The sequence below is a fragment of the Bradyrhizobium sp. SZCCHNRI2009 genome (assembly GCF_032485115.1).
In the GTDB taxonomy this organism is placed as follows: Bacteria; Pseudomonadota; Alphaproteobacteria; order Rhizobiales; family Xanthobacteraceae; genus Bradyrhizobium.
In genome coordinates, this window is the sequence record NZ_JAUEUH010000001.1 from 1,424,031 (window position 1) to 1,437,759 (window position 13,729).

The 13,729-nt window shown below is 64.4% G+C and carries 16 protein-coding genes; 7 read left to right on the forward strand and 9 right to left on the reverse strand.

Going from position 1 to position 13,729, the window contains the following annotated elements; genetic code table 11:
• Window positions 1-23: 23 nt before the first annotated feature.
• The gene (locus QX041_RS06445) at window positions 24-722 is read right to left on the reverse strand and encodes a DUF2161 domain-containing phosphodiesterase (protein WP_315826817.1); all 699 of its coding nucleotides are present in this window, start codon (window positions 720-722) and stop codon (window positions 24-26) included.
• Window positions 723-817: 95 nt separating this feature from the next.
• On the reverse strand, window positions 818-1,498 hold the full coding sequence (locus QX041_RS06450) for an SDR family oxidoreductase (protein WP_315749997.1): 681 nt from the start codon (window positions 1,496-1,498) through the stop codon (window positions 818-820).
• Window positions 1,499-1,569: 71 nt separating this feature from the next.
• Here QX041_RS06450 and QX041_RS06455 point away from each other — a divergent pair, with 71 nt between their 5' ends.
• Together QX041_RS06455 and QX041_RS06460 are read left to right on the forward strand one after the other, a co-directional pair.
• The gene (locus QX041_RS06455; RefSeq protein ID WP_316164721.1) at window positions 1,570-2,328 is read left to right on the forward strand and encodes an SGNH/GDSL hydrolase family protein; all 759 of its coding nucleotides are present in this window, start codon (window positions 1,570-1,572) and stop codon (window positions 2,326-2,328) included.
• Window positions 2,329-2,419: 91 nt separating this feature from the next.
• On the forward strand, window positions 2,420-2,638 hold the full coding sequence (locus QX041_RS06460) for a hypothetical protein (RefSeq protein ID WP_012044361.1): 219 nt from the start codon (window positions 2,420-2,422) through the stop codon (window positions 2,636-2,638).
• Between the two features lie 29 nt (window positions 2,639-2,667).
• Here QX041_RS06460 and QX041_RS06465 read toward each other — a convergent pair whose 3' ends face one another.
• Entirely contained in the window at window positions 2,668-3,411 is a 744-nt protein-coding gene (locus tag QX041_RS06465) for a tyrosine-protein phosphatase (RefSeq protein ID WP_316164722.1), read from the reverse strand.
• Between the two features lie 259 nt (window positions 3,412-3,670).
• Window positions 3,671-3,865, reverse strand: a complete 195-nt coding sequence (locus QX041_RS06470; RefSeq protein ID WP_315826819.1) for a DUF2735 domain-containing protein — start codon at window positions 3,863-3,865, stop codon at window positions 3,671-3,673.
• 543 nt (window positions 3,866-4,408) lie between these two features.
• On the opposite strand from QX041_RS06470, the gene QX041_RS06475 reads away from it, so the two are divergent.
• The 3 genes from QX041_RS06475 (at window position 4,409) to QX041_RS06485 (ending at window position 7,818) form a co-directional block, all read left to right on the forward strand.
• Window positions 4,409-5,443, forward strand: coding sequence for a glutamine synthetase beta-grasp domain-containing protein (locus QX041_RS06475; protein WP_315712320.1), 1,035 nt, complete (start codon window positions 4,409-4,411; stop codon window positions 5,441-5,443).
• A gap of 188 nt (window positions 5,444-5,631) precedes the next feature.
• Complete coding sequence (locus tag QX041_RS06480; protein ID WP_315712318.1) at window positions 5,632-6,090, forward strand: hypothetical protein; 459 nt, start codon at window positions 5,632-5,634, stop codon at window positions 6,088-6,090.
• Window positions 6,091-6,195: 105 nt separating this feature from the next.
• Window positions 6,196-7,818 carry an ABC-F family ATP-binding cassette domain-containing protein gene (locus QX041_RS06485; RefSeq protein ID WP_315712317.1) on the forward strand — a complete coding sequence of 541 codons (1,623 nt, stop codon included), beginning with the start codon at window positions 6,196-6,198 and terminating at the stop codon, window positions 7,816-7,818.
• A 58-nt stretch (window positions 7,819-7,876) separates the two neighbouring features.
• Here the strand turns inward: QX041_RS06485 and QX041_RS06490 are convergent, their stop codons facing one another.
• The 4 genes from QX041_RS06490 to QX041_RS06505 form a co-directional block, all read right to left on the reverse strand.
• A complete protein-coding gene (locus tag QX041_RS06490; protein ID WP_316164723.1) occupies window positions 7,877-8,872 on the reverse strand; it encodes a DUF3592 domain-containing protein in 996 nt (331 codons plus the stop codon).
• 86 nt (window positions 8,873-8,958) lie between these two features.
• Complete coding sequence (locus QX041_RS06495; RefSeq protein ID WP_316164855.1) at window positions 8,959-9,168, reverse strand: hypothetical protein; 210 nt, start codon at window positions 9,166-9,168, stop codon at window positions 8,959-8,961.
• 121 nt (window positions 9,169-9,289) lie between these two features.
• Window positions 9,290-9,535 carry a hypothetical protein gene (locus QX041_RS06500; RefSeq protein WP_315712314.1) on the reverse strand — a complete coding sequence of 82 codons (246 nt, stop codon included), beginning with the start codon at window positions 9,533-9,535 and terminating at the stop codon, window positions 9,290-9,292.
• Between the two features lie 168 nt (window positions 9,536-9,703).
• Window positions 9,704-10,138, reverse strand: coding sequence for a DUF1810 domain-containing protein (locus tag QX041_RS06505; RefSeq protein ID WP_315712313.1), 435 nt, complete (start codon window positions 10,136-10,138; stop codon window positions 9,704-9,706).
• Between the two features lie 227 nt (window positions 10,139-10,365).
• Here QX041_RS06505 and QX041_RS06510 point away from each other — a divergent pair, with 227 nt between their 5' ends.
• Window positions 10,366-11,409 (forward strand): DUF2778 domain-containing protein, encoded by a 1,044-nt coding sequence (locus QX041_RS06510; protein WP_315712643.1) that lies wholly within the window; start codon window positions 10,366-10,368, stop codon window positions 11,407-11,409.
• 66 nt (window positions 11,410-11,475) lie between these two features.
• Window positions 11,476-11,733: a hypothetical protein gene (locus QX041_RS06515; protein WP_315712312.1), complete on the forward strand. Its 258-nt coding sequence runs from the start codon at window positions 11,476-11,478 to the stop codon at window positions 11,731-11,733.
• A gap of 1,379 nt (window positions 11,734-13,112) precedes the next feature.
• Here QX041_RS06515 and QX041_RS06520 read toward each other — a convergent pair.
• The gene (locus tag QX041_RS06520; protein WP_316164724.1) at window positions 13,113-13,571 is read right to left on the reverse strand and encodes a hypothetical protein; all 459 of its coding nucleotides are present in this window, start codon (window positions 13,569-13,571) and stop codon (window positions 13,113-13,115) included.
• Window positions 13,572-13,729 lie beyond the last annotated feature (158 nt).

A 13,729-nucleotide genomic window follows, 5' to 3' on the forward strand; every position in this document is an offset into this window, starting at 1 on the left:
ATATATTCCGCGGGGCAGCCCAGCTATGCGTTCACCATGTCGCGATTGGGCAACGCTGCCTGCGTCATGTGGATATCCTGGGGCCAGCGGCGCAAGGCCGCGAGCCCGGCTTTCGTGAGGACGTAGACGCCGCGCTCGGCGCGGTCGAACCAACCATAGACGTTACGCTGCAAGATCTTCGGCGCATCCGGAATGTCCGTTCGGAGGTCGCGGACGCGTTTCGGCCCGCCCGACAGCGCCGAGGCGCAGGCCAGCGCCTGCTGCCGATAGGCCGTCATGATGGGAGCACGGGTCGAGCCGCCAGCGACGGGGTCGCCCTTGCGCCGCTGATGCTCGATCACGAGACGCGAACGTTTCTTGGGGTTCTTGCGCGGCGCCGTAGTGGGCGGCTGCACCAGCACTTCGATGTCTCCGGCTGAGGTCACGGCCAGCATGCCGAAGCCGAGCCGGCGGCACAGATTGCGGTAGCGGGAGTCGCTTTCGCGGCCCTTGCCGCGTGCCGACAGGTTCGCCGCAACCCACACCTCGTCACAGGCACCGGCCCGATCGACTGCCTGCAGCAGCAGTTCCAGGTTGAAGACCTGCTTCAGCTCGCAGACGACGACCACCGGCGGGTCGTCGCCCTTGAGCGCCACCACGTCGCAACCGCCGATTTCCCCTTTGACCGAGAAGCCGAGGTTTTCGAGGAAGCGTTTGACGGGAAGGTAGAGCGCGGTTTCCAAGGGGCCGTCCGATGTGTGCGACTCAGAGCGCGCGCGAGTCTAGCCCGCCGAGTCCGGTGATGTCAGCGCCAAGTCGGGGTGAACGGCTGGCTTCGCTACACCCGGCCGACAACCGGTAGCAGCGCGCCGGTCACGCCGCTCGCGGCGTCGCTGGCTAGAAACAGAATGACCTCCGCGAGTTCCTGCGGCGTCACCCATTTGTCGAAATCGGCCTTGGGCATGCTGGCGCGGTTGGCCGGCGTATCGATCGTCGACGGCAGGACGGCGTTGACGGTGATCTTGCCCTTCCATTCGGCCGCGAGTGCTTCCGTCAGGCGATGCACTCCCGACTTGGACGCCGCATACGGGCCCATGCCGGCACTGGCCTGGAGCGCGCCCATGGCGCCGATGTTGACGATGCGGCCCGTGCTGGAGCGGACGAGATGCGGAATCGCCGCGCGCGATGCGTGCAGCGCGGTCATCAGGTTTCGCGCATGCATCGTCTCCCAGACGGAATCGTCGCCGTCGGCGGTCGTCTCGAACGCGAACGCGCCGGCGATGTTGATCAGCGCATCCAGAGTGCCGAAGTGGGCGGCGACGGAGTCGATCGCGACCTTTGCCTGCTCGGGGTCGGAGAGATCGACGCCTCCGAGCTCGATGCGGTCGTCACTCGCCGGGATTTCGGCCTGGGCATGATCGATCCCGGCCACATGCGCGCCCCGTGCGAGCGCGAGATCGGCCACGCTGCGTCCGAGCGCCCCTTGCGCACCCGTAATGACAATCACTGCTCCGTTCATTCCGTCCCTGGTCTCCGTTGACGCGCCCCACAGCGCCGCTCGTTATACTATGGCCCTGCCGATGAGTTGCAATGGCCGGGCGGCCGGGGCATGCAATTGCAATCAGAAAGCGTGGTTCGTCAGAGGTGACCATGACCGCGACAGGCTCTCTCGAATTTCCCGACGTTTCCACCGGTTTTCCTCGTCCGATCAGACGGTTCAGGCAGAGTCTGGATGCGCAGCGCAAGACCCGGATCGTGGCGCTTGGCTCATCTTCCACCGCCGGCACCAACGGAATTGTCGCTTTTCCGGCCCGGATCGAGCAGTCGCTGCGCAAGACCAATTTCGGCTGCCTGATCGACGTCCTCAATCGGGGTGTGGGCGGACAGGAATCCCCGGAGGAGCTCTCGCGTTTCGAATGCGACGTGATTGCGGAGCAGCCCTCGCTCGTCATCTGGCAGGTCGGCACCAACGCCGCCTACAGGCCCGAGGTCTACAGTCCCGATGACGTCGAGGCGGCGCTGCGCGTCGGCCTTCGATGGCTGGCGGGGCTGGCCATCGATGCCATCGTGATGGACCTGCAATATACGGCTGCCATCGTGACGGTGCCCAGCAGGCTGGCGCGTGCCGAGGACATTCAGCGTCGCATCGAGAAGGTCACGTCTGCGGCCGACGTCAATGTCTTCAGGCGCTGGAATCTGATGAAGAGCTGGCATGAGGCCGGCCAGATTCCGTTGTCGGCGCTCGACGACGGGCACGGCGACCGCTTGCATGTGAGCGAAGCTGCCACTGCGAAGATCAGCGACGTTTTGGCCAGCGCCATCATGGCGGCACCGGTCGCGCTGGCCTGATCGATAAAATTAGCCGGACTTTCGTAAGTGGATTGCCAGCGCGGCCCGCTAGCCTGTCGCTATGCCGCTTGAGGGGCGTTGGAGCTTTGACATGATGAGACATCTGCCGGACCATGGTTTGCCGCTGGTGCAACTGAAGGAGCAGCGGCGGGATCTGGTGGTCGCCTTGCAGAACCGTGCAGGTCCGGTGACCGGCTGGGAATTGATGCAGATCGCGGCGGTTCAACAGGCGATTTCCGCATTCGAGGAGGTGATTGCCGATCTCGACGCGATGGAAGCCGCCGAGACAGCCGATATCGAAGCGGCCTGATCGCTCAAGCGTATTCGGGCCGCCCAGGCTCACAGCGTGAGATAGCGCTCCTGTAGTGTCTTCCGTGCCGCGCCGTCGATGCCGAGACCGTCGCGCAGGTAGGTGTCGACGTCGCCGAAATCATCACGCATGGCGTCGAACGCAGCTGCCAGGAACGAGGCCTGGACTGTCCCGATCGTCTGGACGACATCAGCGGGAAGATCCGGGTGAGCTGCAGTCTCGCGACGATAGAGCTGGTTCGTGAGCAGGTAATCTTCCAAGATGGCGTCATCCGGAACCTCGAGCGCGTGCAAGACCAGCGCACAGGCCACACCGGTGCGATCCTTGCCGGCCGTGCAATGGATCACCGACGGGGCGTCCTCATTGAGAACATGCTGGAATAGCGCGCGGAAGCGCGGCGTGTAGCTGCGGATGTAGTTGCGGTAGGACTCGCGCATCAGCTCCAAGGCATGGTCGGTTGTGAGCTGTCCTCGTGTCGCCAGAGCCCGCAGCGCCGGCACCACGCTCGGCTCGATCGGCACGGAATGCACGGTGATCTCGGCGATGGTGCAGAGCCCGGCAGCGCGCTCGTTGCGACCGCGGAAATCGAACGCCGTCCGAACGCCAAGCTCCCGCAGGACCGCGACGTCGGGCTCGGTCAGCTGTCCGAGATGGTTCGATCGAAACAGCTGCCGCCATCGCACGTGCCGGCCGTCCCTGCTGGGATATCCGCCGAGATCTCTGAAATTGCTGGCACCGTGAAGGCCGAGATGGCGGAGCGGATGGGCAGACATCAACCCATTCTAGGGGATGCGGGCTTCGATGTGAAACGCCGTTTCATCGACGCGACGCGTATGCGTAGCCTTCGACAGGATAGGGAAGACCATGAGACGGGTCACGACGGCGGACTGTTTGACCCCGGCACGTCGAGCCCGCGGGCGGCCGTCAGCAGCAGCGAGAGACATGCAGACAGCGGCGCAAGAAAAAAGGGCCGGAACCTTGTCGGTCCGACCCTTCAGCAAAGGCGTGCTGGCGTCACGGTACAGTCTGACATCAGCGGTCCCACACCGGCTTGGCTTCCTGGATCGCCTCGTCATGATACCAGCTCGCGCTGTAGATCGTCGGCTGGATCGACGGCGCGATCGGCCGCTCAGGCGACGATCCGGACTGGCGAGGTGCAAGACCCGCTCGCCCTCCGCGCGGAAATTGGTAGATCGTTGCGGATCCCTCGTCCACATTGGTGCCCATTCCTCATTCTCCTTCCGTCGGCCACACATCAGGTTGCGCCCGACTCGTTCCGTTGTGGTTACCAGCGTCGATATCAGTGCTGCCCGGAGGGAATGCAACATGATCAAAACGAAATCACATGTTGCGCGTTTTGCAGGCATTTATGCATGTGCTCCCCCAGCAGCAATGTTCATCTGACCAACACTTGGGCTGGACCAAAGGTTGCGGACAGAGCTCCAACTCTTTTCGAAAATGTCCCGGAACTGCTGACGGCTTGTTCGGCCTCTCTTGCGCGTCGCCGCAAATGCCAAGGAATCAAGCGGGTTTTCGACAAGCTCTCCGCTCCGCCATGCGCTCCGTGCAATCCCGGTCGCGCTGCTTTGCCGCACCCCTGACGTGCAAAACCGGCCGGCAGCTCGGCCCCGATCGGTCTTCGTCCATGCGACGGGACGTCGCGGGACTTGGCACATTCCATGCTTAAGAGTGCGCTGGCCGATCGTGGCCGGGTAAGCGGGGAGCCTTCGATTGCTGGGCTCCCACCTTTCGATAAGACAGAGAGGCTCAATGACGAAATACAAGCTCGAGTACATCTGGCTCGACGGCTACAAGCCGGTGCCGAATTTGCGCGGCAAGACACAGATCAAGGAATTTTCCTCTTTTCCGACCCTGGAACAGCTGCCTCTTTGGGGCTTCGACGGCTCGTCGACGATGCAGGCCGAAGGCCATAGCTCCGACTGCGTGTTGAAGCCGGTCGCCGTGTATCCCGACGCCGCCCGCACCAACGGTGTGCTGGTGATGTGCGAAGTGATGATGCCGGACGGCAAGACCCCGCATCCGTCGAACGCCCGCGCCACCATCCTGGACGATCCAGACGCGTGGTTCGGCTTCGAGCAGGAGTACTTCTTCTACAAGGACGGCCGTCCGCTCGGCTTCCCGGAATACGGCTATCCGGCGCCGCAGGGCCCGTACTACACGGGCGTCGGCTTCAAGAACGTCGGCGACGTCGCCCGCAAGATCGTCGAAGAGCATCTCGACCTCTGCCTCGCGGCCGGCATCAACCACGAAGGCATCAACGCCGAGGTGGCGAAGGGCCAGTGGGAATTCCAGGTGTTCGGCAAGGGCTCGCGCACGGCTGCTGACCAGATGTGGATGGCCCGCTACCTGATGCTGCGCCTGACCGAAAAGTATGGCATCGACATCGAGTTCCACTGCAAGCCGCTCGGCGACACCGACTGGAACGGCTCGGGCATGCACTGCAACTTCTCGACCAAATACATGCGCGAAGTCGGCGGCAAGGAGTATTTCGAGAAGCTGATGGACGCCTTCAAGGAAGCTCGCGCCGACCACATCGCGGTGTACGGTCCGGACAACCACATGCGCCTGACCGGCAAGCACGAGACCGCTTCGATCGACACCTTCAGCTGGGGTGTGGCCGACCGTGGCGCCTCGATCCGCGTGCCGCATTCCTTCGTGAACAATGCCTACAAGGGCTATCTGGAGGACCGCCGTCCGAACTCCCAGGGCGACCCCTACCAGATCGCGTCTCAGGTCCTGAAGACGATCGCGATGGTTCCGACCGGCGCGAAAGCCGCAGCCTAAGACGCCGACCACAATACCCCGGGGCCAAGGGCTGATATGATGATCCGCCGGAGCAGCCGCTTCGGCGGATCATTCGTTTGGCGGGCTCGAACGATCGGAGGCGGACTTGGCCTTGATCAATCGCAAGTCCGGTTTCGATCGCAGCGGTATGTCTTCCCGTAGCGGTTTGTTTGGAAGCGGGGCATGGAATGAGCTATCGCAAGTGGGTTTCAGGTGTTCTGGTCGCCTGTTCGGCCATCTCCCTGGCTGCAGCGCAGTCGCAGTCCAATGCAGAACAATATCTGCCGCGGCTCGGCGATATCATGAATCTGATTCAGGTCAGACACGCGAAGCTCTGGTTCGCGGGACAGTCCAAGAATTGGGATCTCGCGTCCTATGAGCTCGCCCAGTTGAGGCAGAGCCTGACTGACGCCGCGGTCTTCTATTCGGGCCTGCCGGTGAACAATGTCACCACGCTCGGCCAGCCGATCCAGTCGATCTCGGACGCCATCGCTGCCAAGGATGGCAAGCGTTTCGCTTCCGCCGTGACCGAGCTGACGTCGGGATGCAACGCATGCCACGCGACCATGGATCGGGGCTACGTCGCGATCCGCATCCCGACCGACAAACCGTTCGGCAACCAGGATTTTCGGCCTCAGGGCCGCTGACCGGGACGGGGCGGACAGAGCGGCGGAGGGCGCCCAAATTGCGCCTTCCACCGGCGGCGCGCATCGACTAAGAGCGGCGGCAACCTGTCCATGTCCTGAGACCTCATGATCCGCCTCGATAACGTCAGCAAGCAAGTCGGCCACCAGATTCTCTTCATCGAAGCCTCCGCCGCCCTCCAGCGCGGCGAAAAGATCGGCTTGGTCGGCCCCAACGGGGCCGGCAAGACGACGCTGTTCCGGATGATCTCAGGCCGCGAGCAGCCCGACGAGGGGCAGGTCTCGATCGATCGCGGCGTCTCGATCGGTTATTTCAACCAGGATGTCGGTGAGATGTCCGGCCGCAGCGCGGTGGCGGAGGTGATGGACGGCGCCGGGCCGGTGTCGTCGGTCGCCGCCGAGCTCAAGGAGCTCGAGGCCGCCATGGCCGATCCGGACCGCGCCGACGAGATGGACGAGATCATCGCGCGCTATGGCGAGGTGCTGGCGCAGTTCGAGGAGCTCGACGGCTACGCGCTCGACAGCCGCGCCCGCGAGGCGCTGGCCGGCCTCGGCTTCTCCGAGGAGATGATGGACAAGGACGTCGGCCTGTTGTCCGGCGGCTGGAAGATGCGCGTCGCGCTGGCGCGCATCCTCCTGATGCGCCCCGACGTGATGCTGCTCGACGAGCCGTCCAACCATCTCGATCTCGAGAGCCTGATCTGGCTGGAGCATTTCCTCAAGGGCTACGAGGGCGCGCTGCTGATGACCTCGCACGACCGCGAATTCATCAACCGCATCATCAACAAGGTGATCGAGATCGACGCCGGCCAGCTCACGACCTATTCCGGCGACTACGATTTCTACGAGCAGCAGCGGGCGTTGAACGAGAAGCAGCAGCAGGCGCAATATGAGCGCCAGCAGGCGATGCTCGCCAAGGAGATCAAGTTCATCGAGCGTTTCAAGGCGCGGGCCTCGCACGCGGCGCAGGTGCAGAGCCGGGTCAAGAAGCTCGACAAGATCGAGCGGGTCGAGCCGCCGAAGCGGCGCCAGACCGTGGCGTTCGACTTTCTGCCCGCGCCGCGCTCGGGCGAGGATGTGGTAGCCCTGAAGAACGTGTCCAAGAGCTACGGCAGCCGCCGCATCTACGACGGGCTGGACTTCATGATCCGGCGCCGCGAGCGCTGGTGCGTGATGGGCGTCAATGGCGCTGGCAAGTCGACCCTGTTGAAGCTCGTCGCCGGTAGCGCGGAGCCCGATGACGGTTCGGTGACGATCGGCGGCAGCGTCAAGATGGGCTACTTCGCGCAGCATGCGATGGACCTGCTGGACGGCGACGAGACCGTGTTCGAGTCGCTCGAGCATTCGTTTCCGCAAGCCGGTCAAGGCTCGTTGCGGGCCCTGGCGGGTTGCTTCGGCTTCTCCGGCGACGACGTCGAGAAAAGATGTCGGGTGCTGTCGGGGGGCGAGAAGGCACGGCTCGTGATGGCCAAGATGCTCTACGATCCGCCCAACTTCCTGGTGCTGGACGAGCCGACCAACCATCTGGACATGGCGACCAAGGAGATGCTGATCGCGGCCCTGTCGAACTTCGAGGGCACCATGCTGTTCGTCTCGCACGATCGTCATTTCCTCGCCGCGCTCTCCAACCGCGTGCTCGAGCTGACCCCTGACGGCCTCCATCAGTATGGCGGCGGCTATACCGAGTATGTCGCCCGCAGCGGCCACGAAGCGCCGGGCCTGCGCAGCTGACGACGCGGCCATACTCGTCGCTCGTGCTCTGCTTGCGCCTTGTTCGCATCATCCCCGGCTAGCTCATCTGGACGTGGGTGAAGACGAACAGGAACAGCGCGCCGATCGCGATCAGGATAATGCCGACCCAGAGCGGCGCCGCGACGCCGCTCTTGTTTGTGGGATCGAGCACGGCCGTCTCGGGTTGTATCGGATCGTAGTAGACGGTGACGTCGGTGTTGACCGGATATTTGGCGGCGACGGCTTCAGCGATCGACCTGTCGGAATGCAGCGCGGTCCAGCCCCAATTCCAATGCGTGCTGTGGAAAGAGCGACCATCTACCGTGTAGCTGTATTCGATCGTGACCCGGAAACGCTCCTCTTCCGTTTCTCGTCCGCGATCGTCCTCACGTCGTGTGATCTCCATCGTCACGCCGGAGCGCGTGATGCGTCCCGGCGTAGTCGGCCAGGAGCGGCTCGCCAGGCGCTCCTGCCGCAGCTTCCAGTATGAGGCGAGTGCGACGGCTCCGAAGCCGAACAGGGCGAACGGCATCAGGAAGGCGAACAGCGGCACGCCAGCCTCGGTCGTGAGCACCTTGCCGGCGAGCGAATGCGCCACCAACACGGCGGTCACGGCCGACAGCACGACGAACAGCGCCACAAGCGCCGCCGTGCCGCTGGCATTGGTAGGCTCCAGCACCGATTGCGAGGGGCGTTTCGGATCGTAAAAAACGCGGACCTTCGCGCCTTGCGGATATTTGCCGGTGAGCTCGTCGGCTTGCAGGCGCGTGACGCGGCTCGGGCTGCCGAAACGGATGCGGCGACCTTCGTAGCTCTTGCCCGACACCTCGTAGCGGTAGCGGATGTCAGGCTTGGCATCGGTGTCATCTGCCGACCGATGCGTCGCCGCGACAGACACCGCCGAGGCCACGATCTCGCCCTCGACGACCGGCCAGGCGCGGCCGCCGCTGGTCTTCTTGCGCTGAAGCCAGAGTCCGTAGCCGGAATTGAGGGCGAGAAAGCCGAAGATGCCGGCGGCGACACGGGTCCAGAGCAGGGCGGATGCGGTGAGCATGTTGATCTCGCATGGGCCCGCCAGGGCGGGCGACATGCAGTGGTGTCCTGCGGGTTCCCCTCGGTTCAACAGTGTGCCGGTCCTCCTCAGCTCTCCACCACTCGCCCATCGAGTTCTTCGACGGTCCGCAGGGCCCGCTGAGCGATTACGTCCACGTTGAAGCCAATCCGGCCTACGCCCTGCATGCGGGCATCCTGAACGTGATCGGGCAGAAGGTCCGCGAGATGGTGCCGGCCGAGGGCTGGGTCGAGCTCTATGGCGGCGTGCTGCGCCCTGCTGACCAAGCCGTTCGACATCGAGGCGCTCGCCGCCCGCGTCGTAGCTTGCCGATACGCTTCGCGCTGATGGAGCCCGCAGGCATGGCTTTGCCCCGCCAAGCATCATGGCGGGGCGCCAGTGTCGTCGGCCGCCAGCGCGTCAGCCGCCGGCCTCGCACTTCTTCATGAAGCTGGTCTTGGCCGCGCCGGCGAGCTTCTTGCCGTCGGAGCCGACCGCCTTGGTCTCACACGTCTCGGCCATGCACTTCTTCATGAACGAGGTCTTGGCGGCGCCGGCGAGCGCCTTGCCGTCCTTGCCGACGGCCTTGGTCTCGCAGCTGTCTTGGGCGAAGGCAGATCCGGCGGCGAAGGTCGCGAGCGCGGCAATCAGGAAAAACTTCTTCATGAGTGTGTCTCCTTGGGACAAACAACGCGGCGGATGGGACCCGCAAATCTTGGCGCGATCAAGTTTCCTGTTCGGGCTTGTCACCCGAAATCCGGCCGCAGGGCAGAGTTGGTTCATTACCGTGTCAGCCCTATGAGGCCGAGATGCGCATCTGCGGTAACCGTGTGCTCATGCGGTGCTGTGCTGCAGAAACGCGAGCGTCGCCGGGTCGCGCGCACCGTCGCAATAGCGATCGAGCGCCTGCGCGAAGATCCCGTTCGGGCTGATCGAATCGAACAGCGTCATGCATGAGCGGAATTTGGCATCGTCCGGAACACCCAGAATGTCGCGCAGCGACTTGCCCTGCACTGCGAGCACCAGTCGGGTGCATTCGACGAGTCGCGGGCCGAGCAGGGGATGCGCCAGATAGGCCTCGGCCTCGGCGCGGGAGCGGATCGCGTAGCGCTGCGCCATGGCGGAGCTGCCGAGCCCCTCGACCTGGGGAAAGATGAACCACATCCAGTGGCTTTGCTTGGCGCCGGCCGCAAGTTCGGCGGTCACGCGCGAATAAATCGAATCCTGTGCGTCGGCAAATCGGCCGAGATCATCCCATTCGGCGTTCATACATTCCTCCAACCGGCTGATTCATCGATATAATCGGCTTTCTGGGACGGTCGCGGCGCAGCCCGTGCCAGGCTTGGGCGTCGGTTCACGCCGGATCACTCCGGGCTGGCGTTTGTCTAGATTATGCCGCACTCTTGCCATCCTATGTCATGACGGGTCGAATCGTACCCCTTGGGGTCGGTCACCTTTCCCGGGTGGTCCGAAAAGGGGGGTATATCGGGGACGTGATGGCTTCCAGTGAAGCAAGCGTAGACGTTCTGTTGTCGCAAGGCCGCTTCGGGCGCTCCGAAGCGATCGCACTCGTGCTTGCAGCACTTGCGGTCGCAGCGGGCGCGGCCGCATGGGTCGGAGCCAACAGCGATGAGACGTCGCTTGCGAGCGCGGCGATTCCGGCCGCCGCCGCGCCGTCCATGACCTTCGAAACACGTTTCGCGCCGGCCTCCGCCTCGGCCACGGCCTATTCGGAAAAAGACGCGGTTCGCGCGCTCGACCGTTTCGCCCTTCGCGGCGCGATCGACCGCCAATTGCTCGATGCCCGGGCCGCGCTGGTGAAGGGCATGGAAGCGCGTGATCCGGGCGCTCGCGACCCCAGCAACAGCGATTGGCGGCCGATGTTGACGGAGGGCAATACCGTCACGATGCCTGCACCGGGCGTGCCGCTGCCGCGCCCGCGCCCGTCCGTCGCCAACCTGCCGACCAGCCTGGTTTCGGCCAGTGCGCCTGAAGCGGTCGGACGCGTCGACGATCGCTCCATCCTGCAGAAGCTGTCCGACCTGTTGCCGAGCCCGACCAAGTTCGCCTCGCTCGGTCCGGATAGCGGCATCGTCCGATCCGGGATCGATCTCGGTGCGCTCGGCTATGACAAGACCGCCGTGTACGACATCAAGGCCAAGATGGTGTATCTGCCGTCCGGCATCGGGCTCGAGGCCCATTCCGGCATGGGCAGCCTGCGCGACGACCCCGAGCACGTCAATCAGCGCATGGTTGGCGCGACTCCGCCCGCCACCTATGACCTGAAGCCGCGCGAAAAGCCGTTTCACGGCGTTCGCGCCCTGCGCATGAACGTGGTGGAAGGATCGACCCTCGGCCGGAGCGGATTGCTGACCCACCCCTATATGCTGGGTCCGGAGGGTGATTCGAACGGCTGCGTCTCGATCAAGAATTACGATCGCTTCCTGAAGGCGTATGATGACGGCGAGTTCAACCGACTCGTTGTCGTCGTCGGGCTCGAGGCTGGCACCCCGACGCGGACCGCGCAAAAGACCGAGTGACGTTTTGTTGCTGGGCCTCGGCGCGACCTCGGCGGTGACGCCCGTCGCATCTTCCGGAAGGTCCCCATGATTGATCCCGCAAACTCGGAAACGCGTCTGCGTACTACCTTCAACATCAAGGTGAACGGCAAGCCGGTCGTGATTTCGACGGTCGGGCAGGCCCATCAGTTCCTCACCAGCCTCAACGCAGTCGAGTGGATGGAGTTCAAGTCGCTGCACGACCAGGCCATGGCCGCGCTGCAGGCCGCGGCCGACAACGCCATCATGACAGTGCAGGCCACCAACGCCGTGCGCACGCTGTTCGTGAGCGCGAAGCTGTTGTGAGATTGGATCATCCCCCAGGGCACCCGCGGCCTCTGGCTCGTGTTGATGCCTGCTTTACATTCGGTGTCATCGCCCGGCTTGCCGCCTCCGCTAAAGCTGCGGCGCGCCCTGGCGCTCGTTGCCGCGTCGAAGCCCATCGGGCGAAGACGGGACCGGGCGACCCAGTACGCCGCCGCAGTCGTCATTGATCGAGAGGCCGCGGCGTAGTGGATGTCCCGCCGGAGCCTGTCCTCGGGCTCGCCGAAGGCGAGACCCCGGGGGCGGGGCATGACGGCGGTGGGTGGCGCCACGGTCTCTCAACATCGTCATGCCGGGGCGCGCGCATGCGCGAGCCCGGCATCCATAACCACGAGCGGGCGTGTCGGGCAGGTGTGTCGCTCCAGCGTGCTCCATCAGTTCTGCTGCAGCGTATGGATTCCGGGCTCGCGCTCCGCGCGCCCCGGAATGACACCGAGCGATTTGAAGCACCGTCCTGCGAAGTCTCATTCACGCACGCCCTCGCGTTCTCGCCGCGCTGATGCGCCCGAGTGATCCATCCGTCTTGCCCTCCGCACAGCAGAGGGCGCGGGGAATGCCGGGATGCTGGCCGCAACCCATGGCCCGCCTGCAGAAAAAAAGCAGGCGGCAGTCACCACAGGTTCAGCCGGGCAACCGGCATTCCCCGCGCGATGATCTTAACGGCTGCTTCGCGCGCTCCCCGGTGCGCCGGGCGTTCTGGTCACCGTGCACGACAACGCGCTTTGGGCGCGCCACCGTGGGGGCATCAGCGTCGGGATGCCAGGACCACGCCACTTGACCGTACGCGACGTCAGCGTTCGTCGGCGCAAAGATGCGCTGCGCTGCCATCGCGTCCACCGCTCCTCCCGCTCCACGTCCGTGACGACGGCGAACCGCCCCTCCTGCGAGCGGGAGATGGCGCGACAAAAGCACTGAATTAGATTTAGGAAAAGCAGAATATTTTTGGCGGCGGGACTGGACAGGCCAAATCAGCTTGATGGGCCTGCGGAAAATCGTTTCCGCGCGCACCGCCGTTGCTGCCGATTCAGGCCCTGGAGGTGACGCCGCGAGATGGAAATGCGCCTTGATTTGCCCGACGGGCAGATGGTCGCTTCGTTCCGATGATCGTTGTTCGACCGAGAGCCGCGGGGCGAACATGTTTGTTAGTCGCCCGGCGCACGCTGATCGCGCGAGGAAGCGACGACAGGCCGAAGCACGCTCGATCCGCGCCACGCGAAACGACCGGGGATGGTCTTCGCCTGCATGCCGCGATGCACGCGCTGGGCCGTCCAACATCATTGCACGGGAATGGATCGGCGAGGCCCAGGCCGGGCTGCCGCTGGAGCTGTTCTACGAAGGCGGCGAGTGGCGCGGCCGCAGCGTCAGTCGGCCATCTCGGCGGCGTCGAGCGCGATCTCCTCGCGCTCGGCCTTCTCGGCCGTCGGAGCGTTGGCGGTCTCGGCCGTTTCGAAATCGTCCTCGGCGATCTCCTGGACAGGAGCCTCCTGGACCTCGGCCGTCTCGACCTGCTCGGCGGCGAGTTCGGCGGCCACGACGGCCTCCGGCCCGGCGTCGTCATTGGCCGGCGTCGCGAACAGGTTGGGGGCGGGAATGGTGGTGGGCACCACCGGCCGCTGCTTGGCCTTGTACCAGGACGAAAATTTCTGCGAGATGCCAGCTTCGAACTCGGCGAGCGGCATGCTGTTGCCGTCCTCGTCGGTGATGACGACCTGCCAGCCTTCCGCCTCCATCACCTGTGCGTTGGCGAGAACGATGAGGGCGCTTTCGCGCTGCTTGCGGATTGTCTGCTGCTCCCGCTCAGCCACCATCGTGTACGCCATGAACCTGACTCCCACACCTGAACTCGGGACACGTGATGGTCCGAAGCACCATCAGGACGCCGCCACTACGCCGTGAGAGTGTGAGCGCGGCTGGGCCGGATTGCGTTCGCCTAATGACAATTTGGCGGCGTCTCACGGGTTCCGGCAGCGCAAAAGGA

What these genes read in the sequence shown, in the direction of transcription:
- QX041_RS06450 (WP_315749997.1), bottom strand. Translation starts at nt 1,498, where the DNA reads ATGAACGGAGCAGTGATTGTCATTACGGGTGCGCAAGGGGCGCTCGGA.
- QX041_RS06455 (WP_316164721.1), top strand. Translation starts at nt 1,570, where the DNA reads ATGGCCGGGCGGCCGGGGCATGCAATTGCAATCAGAAAGCGTGGTTCG.
- QX041_RS06460 (WP_012044361.1), top strand. Translation starts at nt 2,420, where the DNA reads ATGATGAGACATCTGCCGGACCATGGTTTGCCGCTGGTGCAACTGAAG.
- QX041_RS06465 (WP_316164722.1), bottom strand. Translation starts at nt 3,411, where the DNA reads ATGTCTGCCCATCCGCTCCGCCATCTCGGCCTTCACGGTGCCAGCAAT.
- QX041_RS06470 (WP_315826819.1), bottom strand. Translation starts at nt 3,865, where the DNA reads ATGGGCACCAATGTGGACGAGGGATCCGCAACGATCTACCAATTTCCG.
- QX041_RS06475 (WP_315712320.1), top strand. Translation starts at nt 4,409, where the DNA reads ATGACGAAATACAAGCTCGAGTACATCTGGCTCGACGGCTACAAGCCG.
- QX041_RS06480 (WP_315712318.1), top strand. Translation starts at nt 5,632, where the DNA reads ATGAGCTATCGCAAGTGGGTTTCAGGTGTTCTGGTCGCCTGTTCGGCC.
- QX041_RS06485 (WP_315712317.1), top strand. Translation starts at nt 6,196, where the DNA reads ATGATCCGCCTCGATAACGTCAGCAAGCAAGTCGGCCACCAGATTCTC.
- QX041_RS06490 (WP_316164723.1), bottom strand. Translation starts at nt 8,872, where the DNA reads ATGCTCACCGCATCCGCCCTGCTCTGGACCCGTGTCGCCGCCGGCATC.
- QX041_RS06495 (WP_316164855.1), bottom strand. Translation starts at nt 9,168, where the DNA reads ATGTCGAACGGCTTGGTCAGCAGGGCGCAGCACGCCGCCATAGAGCTC.
- QX041_RS06500 (WP_315712314.1), bottom strand. Translation starts at nt 9,535, where the DNA reads ATGAAGAAGTTTTTCCTGATTGCCGCGCTCGCGACCTTCGCCGCCGGA.
- QX041_RS06505 (WP_315712313.1), bottom strand. Translation starts at nt 10,138, where the DNA reads ATGAACGCCGAATGGGATGATCTCGGCCGATTTGCCGACGCACAGGAT.
- QX041_RS06510 (WP_315712643.1), top strand. Translation starts at nt 10,366, where the DNA reads ATGGCTTCCAGTGAAGCAAGCGTAGACGTTCTGTTGTCGCAAGGCCGC.
- QX041_RS06515 (WP_315712312.1), top strand. Translation starts at nt 11,476, where the DNA reads ATGATTGATCCCGCAAACTCGGAAACGCGTCTGCGTACTACCTTCAAC.
- QX041_RS06520 (WP_316164724.1), bottom strand. Translation starts at nt 13,571, where the DNA reads ATGGCGTACACGATGGTGGCTGAGCGGGAGCAGCAGACAATCCGCAAG.